Raw genomic sequence first — 25,778 nt, forward strand, 5'->3', positions numbered from 1 at the left:
CATGATTGCTGTAAGAGATCGTAAGTTAGCTTTATGGAATATTGGTGTAGCATACATCGCATTTTTGATTGGAACTTTATGTGGATTACTGCAAGTATTTATTCGAAATGATGCACTCGAATTACCAAGCTGGTTGGATTATTATCAAATATTAACGGCACATGGTGTGCTACTTGCCCTCATTTTTACCACATTCTTTATTTTTAGTTTCTTTATTACTGGTATGAGTAAAAGTCTTGGAAGTTTTGGACCAAAAGTCTATCTCTTCTCATGGATTGGCTTTGCTGTAACAACACTAGGAACCGTTTTAGCTACAATCATGATTATTTCAGGAGAAGCTTCGGTGTTATATACGTTCTATGCTCCGTTGAAAGCAAGTGGTTGGTACTACGTAGGCCTAGCTTTATTCGTAGTAGGTACATGGATTAGTAGTTTTGCATTAGTCGGTCACTATATGGTTTGGCGTAAAAAACATAAAGGTCAATTAAGTCCATTATTTGCCTTTATGGCGATCGCTACTATTGTCATGTGGATTATTGCATGTTTAGGTGTTGTGGCAACCGTGTTATTCCAATTCATTCCATGGGCTTTTGGATGGGTCGATACGATTAATGTTGAATTAAGCCGCTCATTGTTTTGGTTTTTCGGGCATCCTTTAGTATATTTTTGGTTGCTGCCGGCCTACATGGCATGGTATGTCATTGTGCCGAAGTTAATCGGAACAAAAGTATTTAGTGATTCACTTGCACGTTTATCATTTGTATTATTTATTCTCTTTTCAATCCCAGTTGGTTTTCATCATCAGTTAACAGAACCAGGGATCTCTAACTTTTGGAAATTCCTTCAAGTTGTCTTAACGTTTATGGTTATCATTCCTTCTTTGATGACGGCGTTCTCGATGTTTGCTACATTTGAAACCGCAGGTCGTAAAAAGGGTGGTAAAGGCCTTTTTGGATGGTTTACAAAACTTCCTTGGAAAGATGTTCGTTTTACATCTATATTTGTAGCAATGGCCTTCTTCATCCCTGGTGGGGCTGGCGGGATTATCAATGCTAGTTTCCAATTAAATGAGATTGTTCATAATACATTATGGATTGTTGGACATTTCCACATTACTGTCGGGACACCTGTAGCTATGACATTTATGGGGCTGACATTCTGGATGATTCCATATTTAACGGGTCGTAAATTTTCAAAATCTATGCAAAAACTAGGATTTGTTCAAATTATTACATGGGCTATCGGGATGTTGTTAATGTCGACATCACAGCACATTTTAGGTCTCCTTGGAGCACCAAGACGTACAGCATATTCTGGCTATAATAATCACCCATCTGCTATGGAGTGGTTTGACGGAATTTTGACCAACCATGTAACTATGGCAATCGGAGGAAGTATATTATTTTTATCAGCAATGATACTGATCTATATCGTCGTTATGTCTATGTTCATATCTCCTAAAGCTGTTAATGAAGAAGATTTTGTCGACTTCCCAATGGCTGAAAGTGATGTTGAAAACACACCAAAATTCTTGGAAAACTGGTGGATTTGGATTGGCATAGCTTTCGTCCTTATCATTATTGCCTACGCCATTCCGATAACTGATATGATTCAACATGCACCTCCAGGTTCAGAAGGATTTAAAACATGGTAGGAGTTGAGTGAAATGGTAGTCATGATGTTAATTACTTTATTTGTTGTCATTACTTTGGTGACCGGAATGATAATTGATTTAAATAGTTTAGATGATTAATTGAAACACGAAAGGTTTGTAGCGAGAGTTTTCGCTACAAACCTTTTTTAATGTTTATTTTACCGAGTTCATCCTGGAAAGCCGTACGATACGATATGTTTTTAGTTAAGTCTCCACCAGAACTGCTGTGGCCACATCGCAGAACAGTTTCTTGAAGCATTGGAATTCCCGACATATATTACGATAACAGGCGTTAGAATGGTAAGATTCAACAATCATTACCTCCCTCTATAATTACCATTAGCAATTATCTCTTTTCTGCCAACAAACCTATTAACATATTATAACATCGAATTAGTTGTAATTTTCTTTGTTATCTGACAATATTAAAGTAGACGAATTCCCTAAGTTTAGGAGTCTTTCATGTTTTGATATGAAAGCGCATACAATGGGAATTACTCGTACAAATAGGAGGAACTTGAGAATGGTATATGCATTTCCAAACACAAAAGGTTCTATCGTAACTTTTAAAGAAAAATATGATAATTATATTAACGGTGAGTGGACTGCTCCAGTAAAAGGTCAATATTTTGATAATGTAACACCTGTAACAGGTCAAAACTTCACTCAAATTGCTCGCTCAACTTCAGAAGATATTGAACTAGCTCTTGATGCAGCGCATGCAGCAAAAGATGCTTGGGGCAAGACGTCACCAGCAACACGTGCGAATATTTTAAATAAAATTGCTGACCGCATGGAAGAAAACTTAGAAATGTTAGCTGTTGCAGAGACATGGGACAACGGGAAAGCAGTCCGTGAAACATTAAATGCTGACTTACCACTTGGTATCGATCACTTCCGCTACTTTGCAGGAGCAATTCGTGCGCAAGAAGGGTCACTAAGTCAAATTGATGATGATACAGTTGCTTACCACTTCCATGAACCGATTGGCGTAGTGGGACAAATCATTCCTTGGAACTTCCCTCTATTAATGGCAATTTGGAAGCTTGCTCCAGCATTAGCTGCAGGAAACTGTGTAGTGTTAAAACCTGCTGAGCAAACACCTGCTAGTATTCTAGTATTTGCTGAGCTAGTTGGCGATTTATTACCACCAGGTGTGTTGAACATAGTGAATGGGTTTGGATTAGAAGCAGGAAAACCACTTGCATCGAACCCACGTATTGGCAAAATTGCCTTCACGGGTGAAACAACAACAGGTCGTATGATCATGCAATATGCTTCTCAAAACTTAATTCCAGTTACATTAGAATTAGGCGGCAAGTCACCAAACATTTTCTTCGAAGATGTAATGGATCATGACGATGCATTCTTGGATAAAGCAGTAGAAGGATTTGTATTATTTGCATTGAACCAAGGAGAAGTATGTACATGCCCTTCTCGTGCATTAATTCAAGAATCCATTTACGATAAATTTATGGAAAAAGTATTAGCACGTGTTGAAGCGATTAAAATTGGGAATCCACTAGATCCTAATACCATGATGGGCGCTCAAGCTTCTAACGAACAATTAGAAAAAATCTTGTCTTACCTGGATATCGGGAAGCAAGAAGGAGCAGAATGTTTAATCGGTGGAGAACGTAATAATTTAGATGGCGATTTTGCTGGCGGATACTATGTGAAACCAACTGTCTTCAAAGGAAATAACAAAATGCGTATTTTCCAAGAAGAAATTTTTGGTCCAGTTGTCTCAGTGACAACATTCAAAACGCAAGAAGAAGCTTTAGAAATTGCAAACGACACGTTATACGGACTTGGTGCAGGTGTTTGGTCACGTAACATGAACACTGCTTACCGTTTCGGCCGTGCGATTCAAGCGGGTCGCGTTTGGACAAACTGTTACCACGCTTACCCAGCACACGCTGCGTTCGGTGGATACAAAATGTCAGGTATCGGTCGCGAAAACCACTTAATGATGTTGAATCACTACCAACAAACGAAAAACCTACTTGTTAGTTACAACGAAAACAAATTAGGATTCTTTTGATCGAAAGGGGAATGACAAATGATTGAACGTGTTACGGCAACGGATGCCACGCTTGAACTGATCGAGTTATTGAAAAGCAAGCACGGTCCAGTCATGTTCCACCAATCAGGCGGTTGTTGCGATGGGTCTGCACCAATGTGCTACCCAGATGGCGATTTGATGGTTGGTGATCAAGATGTGCTGCTCGGTTCAATCGGCGACAGTCCTTTCTATATGCACAAAAGCCAGTATGACTACTGGAAACATACACAACTTATTATTGATGTTGTCGATGGACGAGGCGGTATGTTTTCATTAGAGGGTGTAGAAGGCAAACGATTCTTAACCAGATCACGTGCTTTCACGGCTGAAGAGAATAAAGAAATTCAAGCTCAGTTAAATTAATAGATATGAAAAGCCGTCATTTTTGCGAGTGAAAACTTGTAGGGTGGCGGCTTTTTTATGGAATAAAATGGGTTGAAGGGAATAAACATCTTCTGAAAGGGAATAAATCGAATTGAAGGGGAATAAAACACCTTCGAAAGGGAATAAACACCTCCTGAAAGGGAATAAATCAAATTGAACGGGAATAAAGACTAAAACGTAATGCAACAAAGGAAATAAAGGGTTATGAATAAGAGGTAGAGAAAGGTAAAGGATAGCAAAAAGAAGTGCCAACTACTTTCTAACCCGGCGTAAGATACAATTAAAGAAAAGGAGTGAATATGATATGGGTACCATTATTCTTATATTATTAGTGGGTGTCATCATTTGGTCCCTGTGGCGAATGGCTACTATTCGTCGTCGAAGACTGCCTTTAGACTATTTCTCACAATTGGATGAGGACTTTAAAGTGGAAAACGAGGACAGCCAAGTTACAAAAATCCATGATACGGAACATGAAACAGAAGATGAAAAAACCACATCTAAAAAAGAATAACCCTACATAAACGAAAACCTACTAATAAAAAAGGTGGAGATTCAATGCTGTTTCGAAGAAAAACCTACACGATAAAGCCGGAAATGCATGAAACGTTTACCCACTTTTTTCACACCTATTTATTACCTAATCAACTGACTCATGGTGCAAGCCTTGTCGGGCGGTGGGTAAATGAAAGCAAAACGGAAATTATGGCGATGTGGGCGTACCAAGACCTAGCGGATTATGCCCGTGTGGATGCAGCTATTCGTGACTCTGAACTTCATCAAACTGCACAAAATTTCAGGAAAACTTTACCCACCTTATTTGAGACAAGTTCTGAAGACTTTATGAAGTCGACAGGCAATTATTCAACGGCCCCTTATATTGTGGCTGTATCTGGTTATATTCAAAACGAAGCGGGACAAGTACTGCTTGTTCGGAATGAACATCGTTCCAACACATATGAAATGCCAGGTGGTCGAGTAGAGCCAGGTGAAAGTATGACGGCTGCATTAGCTCGAGAAGTATTTGAAGAAACAGGAACTCATGCGGAGATTACTGATTTGGTGGGGGTGTATCAAAATGTCACGACTGGCGTACTTTGTCTCGTATACAGGGGGAAATGGATGTCAGGAAGCCCTACACCTAATCCAGGGGAAACTCTGGATGCACAGTTTGTTGAACTAAATGAAACGAATGTGATGGATTGGATTACACGAGAGCACTTTGCAACGCGAGTCTATGATGCCATGAAACAAGGAAATGTAGCTTATGAATCGTATGAAGTAAGACCATACCGATTACTTGAACGCGTGCAGGGATAATAGCGATGAAGATGAACCATTTGTTATTTTCTGTATCCAATCTAGAGAACTCGATTGAATTCTACTCGAAAGTCCTCGGCGCGAAGTTAGTAGCTAAAGGCACAAAGACCGCCTACTTTGACTTAGATGGTTTATGGCTTGCATTGAATGAAGAAAAAGACATTACTAGAAATGAAATTCACGAATCTTACACACATTTGGCTTTCACAATCCCTCAAAGTGAATTTGATGAAACACTTGAGAAATTGAAGAAATTAAACGTTTCGATATTGCCTGGTAGAGCGAGAGATGCTCGGGATAAAAAGTCCATTTACTTTGAAGATCCAGATGGGCATAAATTTGAATTTCATACCGGTACCTTAAAAAACCGACTTGATTATTACAAGGAAAATAAGGGGCATATGGAGTTTTACGACTTTTAATAGAGCCGCGAAGGGATGGAATAAATGAAAGCATATATTATCACAGGTGTATCAAAAGGAATTGGCCTTGAACTTGCGAAGCAGGTAAGTAAAGCGGGGCATTTTGTGGTTGGAATCGCTCGTACCGAGTGCGAATTGGACGAGATGAAATTCATTCAGGCAGACCTTTCTATAACGGAGAATCTTGAATCGATGATGAACGAAATAATCGACTCTGTACCCCAAAATATTGGTTCATTCACACTCATTAATAACGCTGGGATGGTTGATCCAATAGGTTTAATTGGGACTGTAAGTGCTGAAGAAATGACGAAGGCGATCGCAGTTAATTTGACTGCACCCATGATTATTTCTAATACATTTATCTCTAAGTTGAAGGGTTTTGAAGGGTCAAAGCGTATTGTCAATATTTCGTCTGGAGCAGGTCGAAATGCATATGAAGGCTGGGGAACATACTGTGCGACAAAAGCGGGACTTGATCACTTTTCACGGGTCGTTGCACTTGAGCAATTGAACGCTAAGCATCCGGTCGAAATTGTTTCAATCGCTCCTGGTATTATCGACACTGGCATGCAAGAGGCGATTCGAGCTAGCAACAAAGAGGCGTTTCCACTTCTTGAACGATTCATTGATTATAAAGAACAAGGTGTACTCAGCAGTCCTGAGCAAACTGCACAAAAACTAATTTCCTTCATAGAAAACAAAGACTTTAAAGAAGTAGGTCCAATAGTTGATATACGAAAATTTTAGTTTGTTTTCCCTTTAATTACGTTAGTTACAACGTAAAAACCATAAAGCATAGGTGTTGAAATCGATGCTTTATGGTTATAAGAATAAGTAAGTGATCATTCCAGGCACTCTTTTTCGGAAAGACGAATAATTATGTTCAGCATCTTCCACTATTTCAAATTTAGTATTCTCTATTTTTTTAACTAGGATATCATATATCGCATGGTTTGATTCCAGGAATCCTTTGCTTATTCGCTCGTCTTCGTTTTCTTTTGTTCCACCGTCCATGTAAAATTTCTCTAGTAACGACAAATCGGTATGGTTCAGCAACTTTTCTATCTCTTCTTGATTACGCCAAAAAGCAGAAGAGAGGGTTGCCACTTTGGTGAATATGTGAGGGTATCGACATGCAGCGTACGTGGAAATCAGACCTCCAAGTGAAACACCCGCAATACTCGTAGAGTCCTCCAAAGTCCGATATTTACTATCAATATAAGGCTTAAGTTCATGAACAATAAATTCAACGTAAGCTGCACCTTTGCCACCGGTAGTACTTGCCGACTCGATTAAGTTTTTGCTATATTCACCATCAACCCAGGGACAGTACTCATTTTTACGTTCATCACCTAGCATATTTGTATCAATTCCTACTACAATTAGCTCTAATCCACTTGTATTTAAGTAATCTTTCAAGTCTAAGGAAACCCCTTGAATGGCATCGTGGTCTTCAAAGACATTTTGTCCATCATGCATATAGAGGACAGGATACCGTTTGGTTTGTTCTGATCCGTAATTGGTTGGTGTATAAACACGAATCGTTCTTTCATGATTGAAAGCCGAGATAGGAATGGTGAATTTTTCAAGCATGTTGAATCTCAACCTCAATTTCTTTTATTATTTTGTGGAAGTCCAAGTTAGTTTTACACGACACTGTCCCAAGCTTACATAGGTTGTTGTCATGAGAAAATCCTCCATTTATAAATGCATTTTTGGCGTTCTCCTTCTAAGTACATATCGCTATAAATAGGTAAATCTACTATTTCAATGAGTTCTGCCCCAAGTCTAGTGCACGTTTTTCGAGATGCAATATTTTCAGGATTACACGTAATAATTAATTCAGTCATACCATGAGCAAGCGCAACTTTTTCGAGCAATTTACAAGCCTTCGCTGCATACTGATTGCCTCTATATTTCTTATCTATACCGTATCCAATATGTCCCCCATAATAAGTAAGAGTATTGCTTCCTACACGAAGATCGATGGTCCCGATGGTTAAATTAGTTCCTGAAAGATTGATTGCATAACAGTAGGCAGGGACAAAACCTTTTACTTTATTTCCAGGAATTTTTTGTTCAATTATTAAATCGATTTCTTTCCCTTTAATAAAATCGAAAGGAAGAAATTTGAACCTTGCCTTCTTCAATTGGATAACACCGCCATTCTATTTATCTACATTCCAATTTAGTTTATTCAATGAAATTGAAAGAATGGTAGGCACGTTTGCACAAGATTTGTTTTTAACAATCGTCGTGATTATTGCAATTTCTTCTTGAGATGCATGAAGGGTGTTCATTGACTGCGAACAAAAAGTAAAAGCACCTTTTATTTAGTGACACCATGCCTGAACTCTTTTCCCTAATATTGGTTTAGAACAGGCTCAAAATGACTTGCCAATTTATCTTTACTTAAATAATAAGCGCTAACGGTAAATAATTGATTGATTTCACCGGACTTTATCATGTTATTCATTGTTTTTAAATTAATCAAGTGGACATCAATCGCTTCAGTATCATCCAAGTCTTGTTTCGTTAATAACTCGGCTTCAGTTATAAGATAGCTAATGACTTTATTCGTTTGGGTAGCCGGATTAACAAAAAATTCTCCTAATAAAATAGGGAGAGTTTTAGAAATAAATCCGGTTTCTTCTTTTACTTCACGTACAATGGCTTCTTCAAAGGTTGTTAAAGACTCAGGTATGTAAATTGAATTGAGGTAAAGCATGTTTTACCGCCATCCAAATTTGTAAATCCACTTGATCGACAGGTCCTATAGCACTGGATGTATCCCATAAAGTGATACTCTCCATTTCGTCATTCGGGATAAAAGGAGTTAAGTAATCGACCTTGCAAAAGTAAATGGGGTTATATTTTACAAGATGTGTGTCTAGGTTTCGGATTTTTGCCACGCCTTTACATACTAAGTTTTCAACTTTTTGTCCCGTTTCCTCATATAGCTCACGCATTGCACATTCTTTAGGGGACTCATTAAGTTCTCTTCTTCCAGAAGGTAATTCCCATCTTTTGCGAAAACAGTTAAATCCAAAAAGAACTTCATTTTTAACTTGAACGATTGCATAGGAGCCTGCTAACGATTCATATTTATATAGTTCATCTTCTGTTAGAATAATAAATTCGATAAATTCTAATGGAGGATCTACAATATTCATTCCACATTCTCCTTTAAGAATAAGTAAAAGGTTTTCTTTGTATAATATTCGATATTTAAAAAACTAATTCCTGCTTATTCCATATAATTACACGAAAAACCCCACGCATCCTGGTCATTAATCACCAGATACGTGGGGTTTTTCATGTGTGAATTACTTTGCATAGTGTTCAATTCGGGTTTGATTCATAACGGCAAGAGTGACGATTTCTGCAACATCTTGGAGCTTCACTTTGCTGATTTTATCAATTTTATCTTCGGGCTTGTGATACCAGGGCTCTGCTGGATTATGGATGAATAATGCAGCGGGAATGCCGACTTTTGCAAAAGGAACATGGTCACTACTGTCACCTTGGTTAACGGGTGTTGGTTTTCCGTTTAATTGTGTACTCGCCGCTTGTGTGAGTTCTGTGACCAGATTTGGCTTATCATCAACCGTTTGCAAGATCAGTTTCCCAGCATCTTTACTTCCAACCATATCTAAATTGAAATTCGCAACGATACGACTAATTTCCTTGTCTGTTAAATGATCAACATAGTAGTTTGAACCAAGTAATCCCAGTTCTTCAGCGCCAAATGTTATAAAACGGATTTCTGTATCACTAGGAATGGTTTGGAATATGCGTGCGAGTTCAAGTGTCATAGCTGTACCCGAGGCATTGTCATTGGCTCCAGGTGCTCCTGCTACCGAATCGTGATGTGCACCAATTACGATAATGTCATGGGTAGCATGGGTTTTAGAGTTTTGGTTTGATGGTTTGATTGTAGCTATGACGTTGTGTGAAGTATTTTTATTAGATTTTGCTCCTTCAATAGTAAGTGAAGCGTGGGTTTCTGGGTTTTGGTTAATGTGCTTCAGCAAATTATCTCCTACAGTTTGTGTCAATAATACAGCTGGTATAAAGGAGTCGTGTGCTTCGCCAAGACTGGCCAATATGTCTCCAGGTGCATTGTTGTAAAAAATCACGCCGGCCGCACCTTTCGCAGCCACATTTAACATTTTCTCCTTGAAACTAATTTCGCCACGTTTCATAAGAACAATCTTTCCGGTTAAATCAAGATGTTGAAGCTCGTCAACTTTACCAAGTCCAGCTGAGATAACTTTACCGGTAACATGTCCACTAACCGAATACTCTAAAGCACGCGGATCACCTATTTGTATAAATCCATCTAGCGTTAATTCAATGGTATGAGGCGCTGTGTAATCATTGAAAGTAAACGTTTGAACCTCGGTTTTATAGCCATATGAATTGAATTGTTTTTTAATATAGTCAACCGCTTCATCTTCTTGCTTAGTTCCAGCAACACGAGGCACTTTGGATAGAGATTTAATATGCTTATACATGAGGTCGTCATCAATGGTCTGTAGAATTTTGGTTTCAAAATTAGTTGATTTTTCATCTTGAGAATTTGTGTAAAAAGTTGCGAATGTAGCAATAGGAGCAATGACACAAAGTCCAATAATGGCTGTGATAACAATTTTATATATAGTATTTTTCATTTTATGCCTCCAAAGTATTGAATACATTAGGATGAACAAAAATGAGATTTTTACAAGTCAAAATCAATATTATTAAACAAAGTTAAAAAGGAATTGGGAAATTACTGTCAACAATCAAAGTAAGCGTAATTTTGCCAATAAATTGGATAATAAATCAAAAAAAGAACATTTTAGTAACACAAGACGACAAAAGATTCAGAATATTTTAGTTATACTAATGTAATAAATTATTACTTATAAAAGGGAACTGTGAAGTTCATCCTAAATTTGGGCACCTTGGATGAATGGAGTTATTGGTGCAACCGACCTAACGAGAGTGGACTATTTGTCTTCTCTTGTTAGTTTTTTTTTTGGCTGTAAGAAGGGAGGTAGCGAAATAAGTAGAGTACTAATCTAATTTATTGTATGAATCTCGTTTTATATTCTCATACTATGAAATAAATAACCAAAATACGGAAAAATTATGGAGTCATTATATACAACCGTAATCAGAAAGAAGGAATTCAAGTGAAACAGCTGAACCATATATTTATTGCAATTCCGTTCATCCTTTTTGTATATGCTCAAGTGTTTGGGCTATTCTTTTTACCTCAATCACTTGTGTTGGTACATATTTTGGTTTTAACGGCTATGACTCTATTGCTAGTTTTATTTAAATGGAATTGGTCATTCGCCTTTATTGCCAGTACCACGATTATGTATGGATTCATATTAACTTGGAGGGCATTTACAGAACAACTGCTTCAAGAACAGCAAATAGAATTCATCGTAATGAATAGTGTCTATTTTGTTTCACTTTTTTCGGTTTGGTATTCAGTTCATCATCTCCAAAAGTTAAAAATGACATTGGAAAATGAAAAACTGAAAAATGTTGAATTACAGAAGTTTGTTAATAAACACTCCAGCCTATTAACAAATAGAGAATTTACAGAGCGAGTGTCACTTAGCTTGGTAGGTTTAAAGCGCAGAAATGAAATGGGATATTTAATGAAAATAAGTGCAAACATGTTAAAAAACAAGGAGAAGATTTACAATAAAATATTGGCGGAAGTTATTGAGGATTGTACCAGAGATCAGTTTGATTTTTTTACTAATACGGACTCTTCAACCTTCCTCATCTATTTAGAAAATACAACTGAAGAGGGATCTCGGGTTGTTCAATCACGACTATTAACAAAACTAAGTAGGCAGATTAATATAAATGAACTCCCTTTAATATTTACCACGAAGCGTGTCGAAGACCTTAAAGACACAATTGCGTATTTTAAAGTTGGGAGTTTCTCATGAAAATAATACTACTTTGTGTCATGATTTTTTTTGGATTGCTCCTTATTTATTATTCGATATTAACAGTATCTGGAATTTATTTTCGCCAGAAAAAGCAGATAAGAAAGCCATTAAATGAATATCCTTCTGTGGCCATCCTCATTCCAGCACATAATGAGGGAATTGTGATTCGTGACACATTGGAAGCCATGTTAAAACTAACTTATCCCGGTCAAATGGATGTTTATTTGCTTGATGATCAATCCACTGATGATACAGCTGATATTGGTCGTGTATTTTCGTCGTTCTTTAAAAATTGTCATTATGTTCAAGTACCAGATGGAAATCCAAAAGGAAAGTCTAGAGTATTAAATTATGGTCTTTCAATTACTAAATCTGATTACTTCATAGTCTATGATGCTGATAATCAACCAAACGCCGATGCGTTGAAACTTTTGGTTGAAGTGGCTGAGCAAACTCCAAATGCAGCAGGTGCGATTGGTTATGTACGTACAATCAATCAAGAAAAGAATCTATTAACGCGAATGATTTCAATTGAGTTTCAAGTCTTCCAATTACTTATGCAGTGTGGGCGTTGGGCTCTTTTTAAAACGGGTTCGCTTCCGGGAACAAATATGTTATTAAAACGATCTGTAATTGAAGAAGTGGGGGGGTATGATCCGTATGCATTGGCAGAAGATGCGGAACTGACCATTCGAATTACTGCACGAGACTACCTATTGCCAATTGTTCCTGAAGCTGAAACATGGGAACAAGAGCCAGAAAATCTCAAGGTCTTTATTAAACAAAGAACGAGATGGTTAATTGGAAACTTGTATTTACTCGAAAAACTATTTTATGATCCTACGTATTGGCGTGGCAAGGTGTTATATCATACCGGACAACATCTTTTAACGTATTTCTTTTTCGTTATTATGTTACTTTTTTCTAACGTATGGTTTGTCTTAAGTTTAGTAGGTGTGGACTTACCTGTTTTGACACAACCACTCATCATGATTTGGTTTTTAAGTTATATGGTCTTTTCGTTCCAAGTGATCGGTAGTATGATTTTCAATCAAAATACATCAGCCATAAATTTAATTGTGGGAATGATTATGTACTTCACTTATTCGCAAATATTCTTAATCCTTTTAGTTCGTGCTATTTATTTTTATTCAATCAGTCGTTTACGCGGTAAAACAATTGCTTGGGATAAAACGAAGCGTTACAAAGAAGAACCAGTTCAATGAAGAAGATGTTTTCTATCTTTATTATCCTGATTTTCAGTATAGGAGGGGTTATGATTTATCTGAATATAAAAGAAGGAAATCATTTAGAGGTTACCTATTTTACGACACACAATTTAAATGCAATCGAAATAATTGAGAAGTACTATATGACAGATGATGGATTGATTAAAAACTATTCAGTAACGGACAAACCAGAGTACCTTGCGGAGAGTACGGGTTTGTATATGGAACTCCTTTTACAACAAAAAAATGAAGCTCTTTTTGGAGAGCAAGTAGCAGTTTTAAAAAAATATTTTATTGTTCAAGTTGAAGACGATCTCTTTATAAAGTGGAAAGCAGGAATAGATATTTCTGTAAATGCATTTATAGATGATATTCGAATTATTCATATCCTGAAGCAAGCCGCAGCTATATTTCATAACGAAGATTATGGCACACTAGCCAATGGTCTATTGGCTTCAATTAAAAAACATCAACAAGTCAACGGTAAAATACCGCACTATTACGACTGGGAATCAAAGGATCAGGCACCAACTATGGTAAATAGTTATTTACATAACGACTATTTAAACATTCTTGATATTGATAAATATCCCATACCATCCACGGATGGTATGTTTTACGCAGAAGAACAAATGATTAAAAATGACAAGCCTATTTCTCAAGAAAAAGCGCATATGGTGGATCAACTTCTTATTGCCACATATTGTATAGGCAAAACATGTGAAAATCAGAAGTTTGATAAATGGCTAAAGAACCAATGGGAAGAAGAGAAGACTATTTATGGTCGCTATAATAAAAAAAATGGGAAAGCGACTGTGAAGTATGAATCTAGGGCTGTTTATTCGCTAGCTGTTCTTTACTTCAAAAAAATACATTCACCTATCGCAAATGAAATACTCATGGAGAAATCGTCTTTTTTTCGTAATAAAATAGATTCTACTACACATTTCTTTGACTATATTTATGGAGTGATTGTAAGTAATGAAGAATAAAATAATCTTACTATTTACTATATGTATGATTGGTATACTTTTTTCTTATACTCCTGTATCTGCAGAAGGAGAGAGTAAAGTGGTGATTATCTATTCATCAAACCAATCAAATGATTTAACACAAGTTCGGATACTAGATACGATTGTTAGCCATTTTACTAGCGATATCACAATTACATCAGATGAAGAATCCATTAATTTGGATGATTACTCTCACGTTTTTTACTTAGGTCTCATTAATAAGAAACTGTCCTCTGGCCTCATTCAACAGATGGAACGATTCCAAGGGGAAATGGTCTTCTTTGGAGATAATGTAGAGCAATTAACGAAGAGATATGGATTTGTAAGTACAGGTGAGTCTGAAACAATTCGTTCAGTCTCGATTCCTCAATCTGGTATTAAAACGGAGGTAGAAGAATCAAGGAGCATATTAAAAATTAACGCTTCAACTAATCAAGAAATAGTAAGTGTTGGCGATGAGTCAAAACCACTAATTATTAAAGATAAAGATTCCTATTATGTTGGAACAACTAACCTTTATAACCCCGTAGGGATGGTTATAGGAGAGACGCTATATGAAGTTTTTGGAAAACAGAAGAATGAGAAGAAAGTGAAATATTTACGGTTGGAAGATATTCACCCAAAAACAGATGCAAAAAACCTTGAAACTATAGCCAAGTACTTAAAAAATCACAAGATACCTTATTTAGTTACAATTATTCCGGTCTATACCTCAACAAAGATAAAAGAAGACATTCACTTTTCGGATGTACCGGAGTTGGTTAAGGTTCTGCAGTATATGCAAAAAAATGGTGCAAGTTTTATTCTACATGGATACAAGCATCAATATAGAGAAACTGAAACAGGTGAAGGTTTCGAATTTTGGGATGTACAAAATAATCGCCCAATTTACCAATCAAAAGATGATAAAGTCCTGGTTCCTACTAATGTAGAAGAACAATTAATGCTTGAAGATTATGAAAGGCAATATATTAAAGAAGCGATTGAAAATGGAGTAACAGAGATGATTGCTCATAATCTCTATCCACTTGCCTTTGAAGCACCACATTATGCGATGTCGCAGTCTGGTTATGAAATACTATCAGGGTATTTTTCAACATATGTTGGGCAATTACAAATTACCGATCAATCAAGGAAAAGTACGTATGGTCCTATTACAAGTGGAAAACCCAGTTTTTTACATGGAATGACGTCCATCCCTGAAACTATGGGATATATTGAAAAAGACATTCACAACCCTGAAAAACCTTTTGCGGTTAGTCTGAAAAACATGAAATCTTTAGGTGACGACGTCTCTCAATATTCCGATGGGTATCTTGGGGCTTTTTATCATCCATATTTAGGACTTGATACATTAAAAGAAGTTGTACAGATATTAAATTCTTATCCCAACACAACATGGCTTGATCTAAAACAATTGCCAAATAAAGTTGAAGTTGAGAATGTTCTTATTCAATCAAAAAACGGAGAAGTTACGATTGAAAAAGATATCGTATCGAGTGATTATGAAATGAATATTTTTGTTAAAAATTCGTTCATGTATGTGCTATTAATTGGCGGTTTATTATTTGGTCTGGCTATCTATTTTATATCAATCCGCCAGAAAAATATTCCGAGCAATGAAACTAGAAATGGCTCTATATAAAATATGGAAATAACAAAAAATCTTGATTTGTCTGTAACTTTATTGTTCGTCGTCAACAACAGGATGCTCTTTTAGCCACTCAGTCCCAAATTCCACAAGTGGTTTCATTTGAATAACACGACAATCAGCTTGACCTAACTTGGCAACAAAAAATGAGTCTGCATGTGTTTTTTCAAAAGCTTCGCCAAGTTCTGGAAAACGATCCGAGTCTCCATCTACAGATTGATACTCAATCCATAGTCGTTCACCGTCTACTAACATCGCAGCACCTTGATTCATATACGTTTTCGTATCAAGCAAATGTTCAGATAGATGTAGAGCGGTACAGGAATCATAACCGACGCCAATCAACAGAATTTTGACGTTTTTATTTAAAAATGTACCGAGTGGTGATCCCATGCCAAAAGAATCTTCTAAGGGATGTTCCATCATCCATTTTTCAGCATGTTTGCCCCATGCCATAAAGCTATGTACGGGATGGTAACTACGAATCGTTTTCGGATGACGATGAAAACATTCCGCGATTTTCCCCATTCCACGTAATGGTGTTAAATGTGGATCGTATGCAGGCATATGTTGACGAATGGGTTCATGCCATTCTTTTGGAACAGGTGGCAACATCCAATAAGAAGGCTCAGAGTTTTCAGCAGATTGTGCAGCCATAACGATTGTACCTTCGGGTGTAATAGTTTCTATCAATGCATCAATAACAGCTTTCGCTCCACCTGCAATCCATCCCATGGACTTTATTGAAGAATGAACCATAATAGCATCGCCCGCTTGAATACCAAGTGTCTGTAGTTGTTGTTTTAACGTTTCCACCGATTGAAAAGAAGTTGTTTCTTGTACGCGATCAAATTCACTCATGTTGTGTGCCTCCGAATCATTAATAGGTTAATTGTATAGGAGATAGCCATCTTTGGAAATTCCGAGATTGTAAGTTATGGAGGGTGTATGGAATTTTTAATGTATTTTTAACAGTTCACATTGTAGATTTAATCACAGATATATTGCAGGTCTATCGAAGAAAAGAAAAGGAAAACATATGGTACTGAGATATATATTCTTTTAAATTAATTCATAGAAAAAGCCGTTCTGGATTTAATCCAAAACGGCATGTTCGCATTTAGTATTTTTCGATTTCGGCTACTTTCACAATAGCTTTGCCAAGATTTGAACCCTTGAAAAGATCTAAGAATGCGTCGATTGTATGGTCAAAACCTTCTGTAATCGTTTCCTCATATTTGAGTTTGCCTTCAGTTAACCAAGTTGCTAAATCTTTTGCACCTTCGCCAAAACGAGATGCATAATTACCAATTGTGAACCCTTGCATTAACGAGCTAGTCTTAATTAAATAGCCTTGCACACGCGGTCCAACATCTACTTGTTCATTATTGTAAGAAGAAATAGCACCACAAACAGGAATTCGTGCAAAGTTATTTAATAGAGGGAAGACAGCGTCAGCAATTTCTCCGCCGACGTTTTCAAAGTAAACATCAATCCCATTAGGGCAGGCTTCACGTAAAGCTTCTGCAACGTCTTGCGTTTTATAATTGATGGCTGCATCAAACCCTAACTCATCTATAAGGAACTTCACTTTTTCGTCAGAACCCGCAATTCCGACAACATGAGCACCTTTAATTTTTGCGATTTGCCCAACGATTGAACCAACAGCTCCAGCTGCTCCGGAAACGACAACGGTTTCGCCTTCTTTTGGCTTGCCGATATCTAGTAAACCGAAGTAAGCTGTTAATCCTGTCATCCCAAGTACGCTCAAATAAGCAGAGGCAGGGGCAAGTGTATGGTCAATTTTACGAACAGTATTATCTTTTGCTATGGTAAATTCTTGCCAAGGCAGTGATCCTAATACCATATCGCCTTTTTCAAAAAGGGAGGACTTGGAGTCAACTACTTGTGCAACAACGCCGCTTGAAATCATTTGGTTTAATTCAAATGGAGGAATATAAGATTTTGTATCATTCATACGGCCACGTAAATAGGGATCCACTGAAATATAAACAGTTTTAACAAGCATTTCGCCTTCTGATATGTCACCAATTGGCGCATTCACCATTTCGAAATCTTCTTTAGTTGGTGTACCTGTAGGTCGTTGAATTAGCTTAATTTGTTTTTGCAGAATGAGCATCCTTTCATTCACATAGAGTAACGTGTATGTAGTAATGTAACGTACTTGGCCATTTTTTTCATGAAAAAAGTCCTCAACCAAGGTTAAGGACTCAAATTGATCCTATTTTTTAGCCGTTACTTTTTGTTCTTCACCATTTGCCCATGTAATATCTGCCTCAATTAACGTGTAGTTATCTTCAATATTAAAAGCTTTTACTACGCGGGAAAGTATTTCTTCATCGGTCATGTCTTCTTTTAATTGTAAAGTTTCCAAGGGGGCACGAAGATTTTCAAATGCAGTTTCTCCCGTTTCATCCAAATTCTCAGTTACATTTCTATATTCAGCATCTGTGGCGTCTTGCTTTTCTTCATAATTCACATCTATTGCTTCTTCTTGGTCTGGGTAATTGACTTCCAGTTCAAACTTAGAGAATTCAAACTTAGACACGTCATCTGGATTTTCACCTGGTGCTGAGTCTTCAATGTCATTGCTCGTATCATTTTTTGTTACATCTTTTGTTATTTCGTCCTTATCTCCACAAGCACCTACTAGTAAAGCGGTGGAAAGCATTAAACTAGCGACAACCGATGTCTTTTTAAATGTCATATTCGTCATCCTTTCAATTTGATTTGTATTGGTATGCCCAAAAATGGACCAATTAACGGTTTTATTATTTAATCTGTTTGAAAAATTGTGAAAAGTAAGCAAAAACGAATCTTTTCATATGTGTTTTTCGTAAATAAAATTAATAGGGAGTGAATGATATGACGATGGAACAAGTGAAACAAGACTTACAAACAACATTTGAACAAGTGAAAAACGCAGCTGGATGGACTGTCGATAAAAGAATTATGTTATCGATAGCTAGTTATTATGTAACAACAGGTAAAACGTTTAATGGTAAAGAGTTTTTGGCTACTTCAGATGCGATTAAGCAAAAATCAGGTTGGTTTTCACCACTTCGTTCTCATATTCATTACATGATGGCTGCCTTTTTACAAAATGATCATGAAGATCCATCCATAGCTGTGGAAAACCTTTTAGCGAAACAAGACATTTTAAAGGCGGCAGGCTTCAAATCGAATGTTTACAGTTATTTGGCCGCCATATTGATGACTGACGACTCCAATCAACAATCAATTGAAGCAACTCAAGCTAAACATTTATATGATGAGATGAAATCTCATCATCCATTCCTGACTCAACCCGATGATGTTCCTTATGCAGTCATGCTAGGAAAATTGCCTGGTGAACCAAAAGAAAGAGCGGCAACAATGAATCGATACTACACAGAATTACGGTCTCAAGGTTTTTATATGGGCAATGAACTACAATGGATGTCTCAAATTCTCACATTCAAGAGTTCAATTTATAATGCCAATATGGTTGCACAAGCTGTACAAGTAAGAGACCAATTAAAAAGTGCAGGGGTTAAAATAAAATCGATGCATTATGTCATGGTGGGATTTTTAGCAGTTTTGGAAATAAACAAAGAGACACTAGAGCATGTAATTGAAACATATCGTGACCTTGCAAGCATGAAGTTATTCTCTTGGTATAAAGAAATGATTCTATCAATAGCTGTTCAACTTGAAACAAAACATATAATCGACAATAAAAGTATCACATCGGTTAGTTTTACCACTACGATTGAGATGTTGATGCAAGCTCAACAAGCAGCGATGGTTGCTTCGATGGCCGCAACGAGTGCGGCAGTCGCGTCAAGTAGTGGGGGAGAATGATAAACTAAGATAAAGCGGATATATGCCGACTATCAGGAGGTGTTTCTTTTGAAAGAAACCGGACTTTGGATTAACGGAAATTGGCGAGTAGCAAATGAAACGTACGATTTGAAAGCCCCATATGATGGGAAGCTAATTGCAAAAGTAGCAAAAGGGACAGCAGATGATGTGAAAGTAGCGATTGCTGGAGCGGAAGAAGCTTTTCATTCCTTCAAAAAATCGACAGCTTATGATCGAGCAGAAATTTTATATAAAGTTGTAAATATTATGCGTGAACGCAAAGAAGAACTATCGAAAATGCTTGCGCAAGAAGCAGGAAAACCACTGAAAACCGCACGTGCTGAAGTAGATCGCACGATTGCTACCTATCAGTTTTCTGCTGAAGAAGCGAAGCAATACCGCGGGGAAACGATTCCAATGGACGCAGCACCTGGTGGAGCCAATCGAATTGGTTGGACTAAAAAAGAAGCGATTGGCGTTGTTTCTGCTATTACACCTTTCAACTTTCCCTTTAATTTGGTTGCACATAAGCTTGGACCTGCGTTTGCAGTAGGAAATACGGTGGTTTTAAAACCTGCTACGCAAACGCCATTAAGCGCACTAGTTATGGCGGAAATTTTTAAAGAAGCAGGCTTGCCTGATGGCGTACTTCAAATTGTCACGGGAAGTGGGAGTGAATTAAGTGATTCGCTTATTACTCATCCAAACGTGAAAAAAGTGACGTTTACCGGTAGTGTACCTGTTGGATTATCCATTAAAGAAAAAGTCGGATTGCGTAAAATCACACTTGAGTTAGGTTCCAACTCTGCATTAATTGTAGAGCCAAGTGTTCCGATTGAGAAAATCGTTAAACGTTGCGTCGAAGGGGCGTTTGGTTTTGCTGGTCAAGTGTGTATTTCTTTGCAACGTATTTACGTAAATCGTCAAGTGCATGATGAATTTGTACAAGCATTTGTAGAAGAAACGAAAAAATTAATAGTCGGCGATCCGCTTGATGAAAAAACGGATGTTGGCTCCATGATTCACCCAGACGAAGTAGAACGCATCGTTAGTTGGATTGAAGAAGCCAAGTCACATGGTGCGATGGTCGCAACAGGTGGAGAGTTTACAGAACGTCAATTGCAACCAACAGTCATGATTAACGTAAAAGAGGACATGCAAGTCGTATGCGAAGAAGTGTTTGCACCAATTGTTTCAATCATTCCTTACGATACATTAGATGAAGCAATTGGCTATGTAAATGACTCGAAATTTGGCCTAAATGCAGCGATTTACACGAATATCTTAACGGATGCGATGAGAGCTGCAGATGAAATCGAAGCGGGAGCCGTTATTATTAATGACATTCCCACTTTCCGTACAGATCATATGCCGTACGGTGGAGTAAAAATGAGCGGCTACGGACGAGAAGGCGTGAAGTTTGCCGTCGATGAAATGACCGAAATTAAATTTATTACGATGAAAACCGTGTTTTAATATAGGGCGAAAAAGGCAATCTACTTCTTATGAGTGGGTTGCTTTTTGTTGTTGGTGTATTCTTGAAAATGGGACAGGTTAGTAGAGGGTTTATCAACCGTATGTCAAGCGACCAATTAAATAATAGAAAGCATCGACTCTTTTAGAAAGTCGATGCTTTTTTGAAGTGTTTTTATCTACTTTCTTGACTCATTTTTTGCATTTTATGAACCGAATGTGCAGTTCCCCATTCATGCATGGCTACAAGAATGGGTTCTAAGGTTTTTCCGTATTCTGTCATGGAATACTCTACCTTGGGAGGTACCTGAAGATACACTTTACGTGTGATAATGTCCTCTTGCTCTAAATCTCGCAATTGATTTGTTAACATTTTTTGAGTGATCCCTGGAACGCTCCGTTTTAAGTCGCTGAATCTTTTCGTCCCTTCCTTCAAAAGGGTTAATAATATAATCGGTTTCCACTTTCCTACTAATATATTAAGAGCGTCATCTACATTGCACAATTCAGGCTTCATTTCCATCGTGTCATCCCTTCCTTAGTATCCTTTTGTATACTATACCACTTGAAAGTGCGTACTTATAATAAACATTCTTACGGCTTATACTAGTATTATAAGTAATTAATTGAAGGGGAAGGACCCTGTGACAAGTTATAAAAATGATTTGTTGTGAATGAAAGAAATGGTGTATTTGAGATGTTTGCTACATAGTCGCTCTACCAGTATGTAATTCAATAATAAAATAGTTGATAGAAGGGTTGATAATAATGGAAAAATATCGTATCGATCAAAGTAAAGGCTTAGAATTTGGACTTTATACACTTGGGGATCATATCCCAAATCCATATACAGGAGAACGCATTTCTGCACAGCAGCGTATTCATGAAATCATTGATTTGGCGAAACTAGCAGAGCAAGCAGGCTTGGATTTTTTTAGTGTAGGTGAAAGCCATCAGGAGTATTTTACAACGCAAGCGCATTCTGTTGTGTTGGCAGCCATTGCCCAGGCAACTAGTACAATTAAAATCGCGAGCTCTTCGACGATTATTAGCACATCGGATCCAGTGCGTGTGTTTGAGGATTTTGCAACGATTGATTTGATTTCCAATGGGCGTGCTGAGATAATTGCTGGCCGTGCTTCAAGAATTGGCCTTTTTGATTTATTAGGCTATAACGTCCGTGATTATGAAGAATTGTTTGAAGAGAAATTTGAGTTGTTATTGAAGATTAGTCAAGAGGAAGTGGTCAATTGGAGTGGGGAATTCCGGGCTCCATTAAACAATGCGAGGGTTATTCCACGTCCACAAAATGGCTCGATGCCGATATGGCGTGCAGTCGGAGGGCATCCTGCAAGTGCCATTAAAGCTGGTCATGCTGGTGTTCCGATGTTCTTAGCTACTTTAGGCGGACCTGCTTCAAGCTTTAAGGCAACGATTGATGCCTATCGGGAGGCTGCTGACCATAGTGGATTTGATTCAGCGGCGATGCCGATCGCAACTGCAGGCTTTTTCCACGCGGCTGAAACGACCCAGCAGGCACAGAGCGAGGCATATCCTCACGTTAATCAAGGAATGCAGCTAATTAACGGAAGGGGCTATCCGAAGCAGCATTTTGCACAAGGAGCAGATACGCGTGATGTCATGAATATAGGTAGCCCACAGCAAATTATTGAAAAAATTCTCTATCAGCATGAGCTATTTGGTCATCAGCGATACATCGCACAAATGGACTTTGGCGGTGTACCGTATGAAAAACTACTAAAAAACATTGAGCTTATTGGTACTGAAATTTTGCCTGCAATTAAAAAATATACAGCAAAAAAATAGCGGGAGGTGCTTAACATGAAAATTGTTGGTTTATCTGGGTCAATTGTGGGCTCAAAAACGCGTACTGCCATGAACTACATGGTAAAAGAAGTCACTGGGAAATATCCTGACGCAGAAGTGACGTTAATAGACTTAGCTGAATATAACGTTCAATTTAGTGATGGACGCAATTATTTGGAATATCAAGGCGATACGGGGTTTGTGACAAAAACCATTATGGAAGCAGATGCCATTATCATTGGGACACCTATCTTTCAAGCGTCTATTCCCGCGACATTAAAGAACATCTTTGATTTACTACCGGTTAATGCTTTTCGTGACAAAGTAGTGAGTATGCTTGTAACAGCGGGTTCACCAAAGCACTACTTAATAGCGGAACAACAGTTAAAACCGATATTAGCTTATATGAAAGCACAGATTGTTCAAACGTATGTATTTATAGAGGAAAAGGACTTCAATCGTAAAGAAATTGTGAATGATGACGTGCTATTTCGAATTGACCGTTTAGTTGAGGATACCGTTATGTTAACCGAAACGTATACAAAAATCCGACAAGAAAAAGAAGCGAAATATGATTTTTAGAAGACACTGGCTAAGATCAAACGATTAATAGGGAACTGTTCAATAGTAAGATCAAAAAGAGTTGTCTCTGGGTCGGTTTATTACGACCTTGTAGACAATTCTTTTTAACTTATAAGCGTTGTCGCTTCCCGGCTTAACGAGAACATACACTTTCTTTGGATTATTAAAGATGAAGGAACATCATTTAATTTTTTAATCGGCTTCGCATATGATTTAATCCGTTTCGCACGTGTTTTATTCGGCTTCAACCAGTATTTATTCCGTTTCACCCAATTTTCTCTTAAAAAAACCACTTGCGAAAGCGCAAGTGGTTGCAATACTTCATTTAAAACTACGATCAAATAATTTCCACTGCTTTCGACGCAGCAATCAACTCACGGATGCTTTCTAAATCACCAGCATGTAGGGCGTCGACAATTCGACTGCCGACAATGACGCCGTCTGCTAGTTTACCCATTTCTCGAACTTGCTCAGGCGTTGAAATCCCGAAGCCTGCCATGACTGGAACAGAACTCACTTTTTTCAGCTTCGCTAAATGTTCCCCAACGTTCGCTGAAAATTCTGCTCGAGCTCCTGTGATTCCAGTTACTGTTACGGCATATAGGAATCCTTCAGAAGCTTTTGCAATGCGTTCAATTCGCTCGACAGGACTTGTTAAACTCACTAATTGAACTAGAGCTAAATCGTGTTTAATAAATTCATCATGCACCATGGCACTTTCTTCAAGTGGCAGATCCGGAACGATCAATCCACTCACGCCGAAGTCTGCACAATCCTTTGCAAATGCCTCAATGCCATAGCGGAACACCGGATTTAAATAAGTCATTAAGACAATAGGAATGGTTACTTCAACGCGTATGCGACCGATTTCTTCTAATACACCCCGCAATGTCACACCTGCAGCCAACGCACGTTTACCAGCTTCTTGAATAGTCGGTCCATCTGCAACAGGGTCTGAAAATGGAATGCCTAGTTCAACCGCAGTGGCACCAGCGTCTTGTAGAAACAGTAATTGTTCCCGAAGTTTTGATAACCCACCGTCACCGGCCATGATATAAGGAATAAATGCTTTTCCGCCTGTTGCGACTTGCTGTTCAATGGCAGATTGTAATTTCATTTTAGTCATTCGTTCCACCTCCAAGAGCATCACGTACAGTAACAACATCTTTGTCCCCACGCCCTGATAAACAAATGACAACAATGTCATCTTTGCTCATCGTAGCCGCTAGTTCACCTGCAAAATGAATCGCATGTGCAGATTCAAGAGCAGGGAGGATACCTTCCGTGCGAGCCAGCATTTGAACAGCTGCTAACGCTTGGTCATCCGTTACGGATGTATATTTAACACGGCCATTTTCGTGGAGATAACTATGCTCAGGCCCAATTCCAGGATAATCAAGTCCTGCAGAAATCGAATGAGCTTCTTGAATTTGACCAGCATCATCTTGCAGCAAATACATAAGTGCTCCGTGCAATACGCCAACTGAACCTTTTGTTAAAGTGGCTGCGTGTTTTTCAGTTTCTAGTCCAGCACCAGCTGCTTCAACGCCGAATAATTTTACCTCAGTGTCTTCAATGAAAGGATAGAACATGCCCATTGCGTTACTGCCGCCGCCAATACAAGCAACAATCGCATCAGGCAGGCGACCTTCTTTTTCAACGATTTGTTTACGCGTTTCATCACCAATCACACGCTGGAAATCACGAACAATTTTAGGGAAGGGGTGGGGGCCTAAAACGGATCCCATAATGTAGTGAGTATCGCCAACATTCGTTACCCAGTAACGAAGTGCTTCATTCACGGCATCCTTCAACGTTCTACTTCCTTGCGTCACAGTTACAACTTTTGCGCCTAATAATTCCATACGGAAGACGTTCAACTGTTGACGGCGAACATCTTCTTCGCCCATAAAGATGACACATTCCAAATCAAACAATGCACAGACGGTAGCGGTTGCGACCCCGTGTTGACCAGCGCCTGTTTCAGCAACGATTTTACGTTTGCCCATACGGACGGCAAGTAATGCTTGGCCGATGGTGTTGTTGATTTTGTGAGCACCTGTGTGATTAAGATCTTCACGTTTTAAATAAATCTTAGCGCCGCCCATTTTTTTCGTTAAGCGTTCTGCGAAGTAAAGGGGGTTTTCACGTCCCACATAATCTTTTAAATAATAGCGAAAATCTTTAATAAATTCTTCGTCCTTAATAGCTAGATCGTAAGCTTCCTCTAATTCAATCACGGCTTGCATTAATGTCTCAGGAACAAATCGCCCTCCGAATCTGCCGTAATGACCTGTTGCATTGGGTTGGTTATAAGTTGTTGCCATG

The 25,778-nt window shown here is 38.1% G+C and carries 26 protein-coding genes and 1 riboswitch; of the genes, 15 read left to right on the forward strand and 11 right to left on the reverse strand.

Annotated elements, in window-relative coordinates:
* Nucleotide 1: 1 nt before the first annotated feature.
* From ACFPYN_RS14385 to ACFPYN_RS14415, 7 genes are all read left to right on the forward strand, one after another.
* On the forward strand, nt 2-1,654 hold the full coding sequence (locus ACFPYN_RS14385; protein ID WP_377735138.1) for a b(o/a)3-type cytochrome-c oxidase subunit 1: 1,653 nt from the start codon (nt 2-4) through the stop codon (nt 1,652-1,654).
* 523 nt (nt 1,655-2,177) lie between these two features.
* Nucleotides 2,178-3,698, forward strand: coding sequence for an aldehyde dehydrogenase (gene adh / locus ACFPYN_RS14390; protein ID WP_377735139.1), 1,521 nt, complete (start codon nt 2,178-2,180; stop codon nt 3,696-3,698).
* Nucleotides 3,699-3,716: 18 nt separating this feature from the next.
* Entirely contained in the window at nt 3,717-4,082 is a 366-nt protein-coding gene (locus tag ACFPYN_RS14395; RefSeq protein WP_377735140.1) for a DUF779 domain-containing protein, read from the forward strand.
* A gap of 325 nt (nt 4,083-4,407) precedes the next feature.
* Nucleotides 4,408-4,617, forward strand: coding sequence for a hypothetical protein (locus ACFPYN_RS14400; protein WP_377735141.1), 210 nt, complete (start codon nt 4,408-4,410; stop codon nt 4,615-4,617).
* Nucleotides 4,618-4,661: 44 nt separating this feature from the next.
* Nucleotides 4,662-5,423: an NUDIX domain-containing protein gene (locus tag ACFPYN_RS14405; protein WP_377735142.1), complete on the forward strand. Its 762-nt coding sequence runs from the start codon at nt 4,662-4,664 to the stop codon at nt 5,421-5,423.
* Between the two features lie 5 nt (nt 5,424-5,428).
* Nucleotides 5,429-5,845, forward strand: coding sequence for a metallothiol transferase FosB (gene fosB / locus ACFPYN_RS14410; RefSeq protein ID WP_377735144.1), 417 nt, complete (start codon nt 5,429-5,431; stop codon nt 5,843-5,845).
* 24 nt (nt 5,846-5,869) lie between these two features.
* A complete protein-coding gene (locus ACFPYN_RS14415) occupies nt 5,870-6,595 on the forward strand; it encodes a (S)-benzoin forming benzil reductase (RefSeq protein WP_377735145.1) in 726 nt (241 codons plus the stop codon).
* A gap of 75 nt (nt 6,596-6,670) precedes the next feature.
* On the opposite strand, the gene ACFPYN_RS14420 is transcribed toward ACFPYN_RS14415, so the two are convergent.
* The 5 genes from ACFPYN_RS14420 to ACFPYN_RS14440 form a co-directional block, all read right to left on the reverse strand.
* On the reverse strand, nt 6,671-7,441 hold the full coding sequence (locus ACFPYN_RS14420) for an alpha/beta hydrolase (protein ID WP_377735146.1): 771 nt from the start codon (nt 7,439-7,441) through the stop codon (nt 6,671-6,673).
* An 89-nt stretch (nt 7,442-7,530) separates the two neighbouring features.
* Entirely contained in the window at nt 7,531-7,998 is a 468-nt protein-coding gene (locus tag ACFPYN_RS14425) for a GNAT family N-acetyltransferase (protein WP_377735148.1), read from the reverse strand.
* A 212-nt stretch (nt 7,999-8,210) separates the two neighbouring features.
* On the reverse strand, nt 8,211-8,576 hold the full coding sequence (locus tag ACFPYN_RS14430) for an NUDIX hydrolase (protein WP_377735149.1): 366 nt from the start codon (nt 8,574-8,576) through the stop codon (nt 8,211-8,213).
* A complete protein-coding gene (locus ACFPYN_RS14435) occupies nt 8,545-9,021 on the reverse strand; it encodes an NUDIX hydrolase (RefSeq protein WP_377735150.1) in 477 nt (158 codons plus the stop codon). Before ACFPYN_RS14435 ends, ACFPYN_RS14430 begins: the two co-directional genes overlap by 32 nt.
* 153 nt (nt 9,022-9,174) lie before the next feature.
* Complete coding sequence (locus tag ACFPYN_RS14440) at nt 9,175-10,521, reverse strand: M28 family peptidase (protein ID WP_377735151.1); 1,347 nt, start codon at nt 10,519-10,521, stop codon at nt 9,175-9,177.
* Nucleotides 10,522-10,754: 233 nt separating this feature from the next.
* A riboswitch (cyclic di-GMP riboswitch) is annotated at nt 10,755-10,838 on the forward strand.
* Between the two features lie 190 nt (nt 10,839-11,028).
* Between ACFPYN_RS14440 and ACFPYN_RS14445 the strand changes: the two genes are divergently transcribed.
* The 4 genes from ACFPYN_RS14445 to ACFPYN_RS14460 are packed head-to-tail and all read left to right on the forward strand — an operon-like array spanning nt 11,029 to nt 15,698.
* Entirely contained in the window at nt 11,029-11,808 is a 780-nt protein-coding gene (locus ACFPYN_RS14445) for a hypothetical protein (protein ID WP_377735153.1), read from the forward strand.
* Nucleotides 11,805-13,037 carry a glycosyltransferase family 2 protein gene (locus ACFPYN_RS14450; protein WP_377735155.1) on the forward strand — a complete coding sequence of 411 codons (1,233 nt, stop codon included), beginning with the start codon at nt 11,805-11,807 and terminating at the stop codon, nt 13,035-13,037. Before ACFPYN_RS14445 ends, ACFPYN_RS14450 begins: the two co-directional genes overlap by 4 nt.
* On the forward strand, nt 13,034-14,032 hold the full coding sequence (locus ACFPYN_RS14455; protein WP_377735156.1) for a hypothetical protein: 999 nt from the start codon (nt 13,034-13,036) through the stop codon (nt 14,030-14,032). Before ACFPYN_RS14450 ends, ACFPYN_RS14455 begins: the two co-directional genes overlap by 4 nt.
* A complete protein-coding gene (locus ACFPYN_RS14460; RefSeq protein ID WP_377735157.1) occupies nt 14,022-15,698 on the forward strand; it encodes a DUF2334 domain-containing protein in 1,677 nt (558 codons plus the stop codon). Before ACFPYN_RS14455 ends, ACFPYN_RS14460 begins: the two co-directional genes overlap by 11 nt.
* A gap of 39 nt (nt 15,699-15,737) precedes the next feature.
* Here ACFPYN_RS14460 and ACFPYN_RS14465 read toward each other — a convergent pair whose 3' ends face one another.
* The 3 genes from ACFPYN_RS14465 to ACFPYN_RS14475 form a co-directional block, all read right to left on the reverse strand.
* Nucleotides 15,738-16,565, reverse strand: coding sequence for an aminoglycoside N(3)-acetyltransferase (locus ACFPYN_RS14465; RefSeq protein WP_377735158.1), 828 nt, complete (start codon nt 16,563-16,565; stop codon nt 15,738-15,740).
* A gap of 259 nt (nt 16,566-16,824) precedes the next feature.
* Nucleotides 16,825-17,844, reverse strand: a complete 1,020-nt coding sequence (locus ACFPYN_RS14470; RefSeq protein WP_377735159.1) for an NADP-dependent oxidoreductase — start codon at nt 17,842-17,844, stop codon at nt 16,825-16,827.
* A 102-nt stretch (nt 17,845-17,946) separates the two neighbouring features.
* Nucleotides 17,947-18,432: a YusW family protein gene (locus tag ACFPYN_RS14475; RefSeq protein ID WP_377735160.1), complete on the reverse strand. Its 486-nt coding sequence runs from the start codon at nt 18,430-18,432 to the stop codon at nt 17,947-17,949.
* Between the two features lie 158 nt (nt 18,433-18,590).
* On the opposite strand from ACFPYN_RS14475, the gene ACFPYN_RS14480 reads away from it, so the two are divergent.
* Nucleotides 18,591-19,568 (forward strand): DUF4003 family protein, encoded by a 978-nt coding sequence (locus tag ACFPYN_RS14480; protein WP_377735161.1) that lies wholly within the window; start codon nt 18,591-18,593, stop codon nt 19,566-19,568.
* Between the two features lie 48 nt (nt 19,569-19,616).
* On the forward strand, nt 19,617-21,044 hold the full coding sequence (locus ACFPYN_RS14485; protein ID WP_377735163.1) for an aldehyde dehydrogenase family protein: 1,428 nt from the start codon (nt 19,617-19,619) through the stop codon (nt 21,042-21,044).
* 172 nt (nt 21,045-21,216) lie between these two features.
* Here ACFPYN_RS14485 and ACFPYN_RS14490 read toward each other — a convergent pair whose 3' ends face one another.
* Complete coding sequence (locus ACFPYN_RS14490) at nt 21,217-21,564, reverse strand: winged helix-turn-helix transcriptional regulator (protein WP_377735164.1); 348 nt, start codon at nt 21,562-21,564, stop codon at nt 21,217-21,219.
* Nucleotides 21,565-21,809: 245 nt separating this feature from the next.
* On the opposite strand from ACFPYN_RS14490, the gene ACFPYN_RS14495 reads away from it, so the two are divergent.
* A complete protein-coding gene (locus tag ACFPYN_RS14495) occupies nt 21,810-22,868 on the forward strand; it encodes an LLM class flavin-dependent oxidoreductase (protein WP_377735165.1) in 1,059 nt (352 codons plus the stop codon).
* Between the two features lie 15 nt (nt 22,869-22,883).
* Entirely contained in the window at nt 22,884-23,450 is a 567-nt protein-coding gene (locus ACFPYN_RS14500) for an NADPH-dependent FMN reductase (RefSeq protein ID WP_377735167.1), read from the forward strand.
* A gap of 337 nt (nt 23,451-23,787) precedes the next feature.
* On the opposite strand, the gene trpA is transcribed toward ACFPYN_RS14500, so the two are convergent.
* Nucleotides 23,788-24,576 (reverse strand): tryptophan synthase subunit alpha, encoded by a 789-nt coding sequence (gene trpA, locus ACFPYN_RS14505; RefSeq protein ID WP_377735169.1) that lies wholly within the window; start codon nt 24,574-24,576, stop codon nt 23,788-23,790.
* On the reverse strand, nt 24,569-25,777 hold the full coding sequence (gene trpB, locus ACFPYN_RS14510; RefSeq protein WP_377735170.1) for a tryptophan synthase subunit beta: 1,209 nt from the start codon (nt 25,775-25,777) through the stop codon (nt 24,569-24,571). Before trpB ends, trpA begins: the two co-directional genes overlap by 8 nt.
* Nucleotide 25,778 lies beyond the last annotated feature (1 nt).

This window comes from Paenisporosarcina macmurdoensis (genome assembly GCF_042658845.1).
Classification (GTDB): Bacteria; Bacillota; Bacilli; order Bacillales_A; family Planococcaceae; genus Paenisporosarcina; species Paenisporosarcina macmurdoensis.

What these genes read in the sequence shown, in the direction of transcription:
- ACFPYN_RS14385 (WP_377735138.1), top strand. Translation starts at nt 2, where the DNA reads ATGATTGCTGTAAGAGATCGTAAGTTAGCTTTATGGAATATTGGTGTA.
- adh (WP_377735139.1), top strand. Translation starts at nt 2,178, where the DNA reads ATGGTATATGCATTTCCAAACACAAAAGGTTCTATCGTAACTTTTAAA.
- ACFPYN_RS14395 (WP_377735140.1), top strand. Translation starts at nt 3,717, where the DNA reads ATGATTGAACGTGTTACGGCAACGGATGCCACGCTTGAACTGATCGAG.
- ACFPYN_RS14400 (WP_377735141.1), top strand. Translation starts at nt 4,408, where the DNA reads ATGGGTACCATTATTCTTATATTATTAGTGGGTGTCATCATTTGGTCC.
- ACFPYN_RS14405 (WP_377735142.1), top strand. Translation starts at nt 4,662, where the DNA reads ATGCTGTTTCGAAGAAAAACCTACACGATAAAGCCGGAAATGCATGAA.
- fosB (WP_377735144.1), top strand. Translation starts at nt 5,429, where the DNA reads ATGAAGATGAACCATTTGTTATTTTCTGTATCCAATCTAGAGAACTCG.
- ACFPYN_RS14415 (WP_377735145.1), top strand. Translation starts at nt 5,870, where the DNA reads ATGAAAGCATATATTATCACAGGTGTATCAAAAGGAATTGGCCTTGAA.
- ACFPYN_RS14420 (WP_377735146.1), bottom strand. Translation starts at nt 7,441, where the DNA reads ATGCTTGAAAAATTCACCATTCCTATCTCGGCTTTCAATCATGAAAGA.
- ACFPYN_RS14430 (WP_377735149.1), bottom strand. Translation starts at nt 8,576, where the DNA reads ATGCTTTACCTCAATTCAATTTACATACCTGAGTCTTTAACAACCTTT.
- ACFPYN_RS14435 (WP_377735150.1), bottom strand. Translation starts at nt 9,021, where the DNA reads ATGAATATTGTAGATCCTCCATTAGAATTTATCGAATTTATTATTCTA.
- ACFPYN_RS14440 (WP_377735151.1), bottom strand. Translation starts at nt 10,521, where the DNA reads ATGAAAAATACTATATATAAAATTGTTATCACAGCCATTATTGGACTT.
- ACFPYN_RS14450 (WP_377735155.1), top strand. Translation starts at nt 11,805, where the DNA reads ATGAAAATAATACTACTTTGTGTCATGATTTTTTTTGGATTGCTCCTT.
- ACFPYN_RS14455 (WP_377735156.1), top strand. Translation starts at nt 13,034, where the DNA reads ATGAAGAAGATGTTTTCTATCTTTATTATCCTGATTTTCAGTATAGGA.
- ACFPYN_RS14460 (WP_377735157.1), top strand. Translation starts at nt 14,022, where the DNA reads ATGAAGAATAAAATAATCTTACTATTTACTATATGTATGATTGGTATA.
- ACFPYN_RS14465 (WP_377735158.1), bottom strand. Translation starts at nt 16,565, where the DNA reads ATGAGTGAATTTGATCGCGTACAAGAAACAACTTCTTTTCAATCGGTG.
- ACFPYN_RS14470 (WP_377735159.1), bottom strand. Translation starts at nt 17,844, where the DNA reads ATGCTCATTCTGCAAAAACAAATTAAGCTAATTCAACGACCTACAGGT.
- ACFPYN_RS14475 (WP_377735160.1), bottom strand. Translation starts at nt 18,432, where the DNA reads ATGACATTTAAAAAGACATCGGTTGTCGCTAGTTTAATGCTTTCCACC.
- ACFPYN_RS14480 (WP_377735161.1), top strand. Translation starts at nt 18,591, where the DNA reads ATGACGATGGAACAAGTGAAACAAGACTTACAAACAACATTTGAACAA.
- ACFPYN_RS14490 (WP_377735164.1), bottom strand. Translation starts at nt 21,564, where the DNA reads ATGGAAATGAAGCCTGAATTGTGCAATGTAGATGACGCTCTTAATATA.
- ACFPYN_RS14495 (WP_377735165.1), top strand. Translation starts at nt 21,810, where the DNA reads ATGGAAAAATATCGTATCGATCAAAGTAAAGGCTTAGAATTTGGACTT.
- ACFPYN_RS14500 (WP_377735167.1), top strand. Translation starts at nt 22,884, where the DNA reads ATGAAAATTGTTGGTTTATCTGGGTCAATTGTGGGCTCAAAAACGCGT.
- trpA (WP_377735169.1), bottom strand. Translation starts at nt 24,576, where the DNA reads ATGACTAAAATGAAATTACAATCTGCCATTGAACAGCAAGTCGCAACA.
- trpB (WP_377735170.1), bottom strand. Translation starts at nt 25,777, where the DNA reads ATGGCAACAACTTATAACCAACCCAATGCAACAGGTCATTACGGCAGA.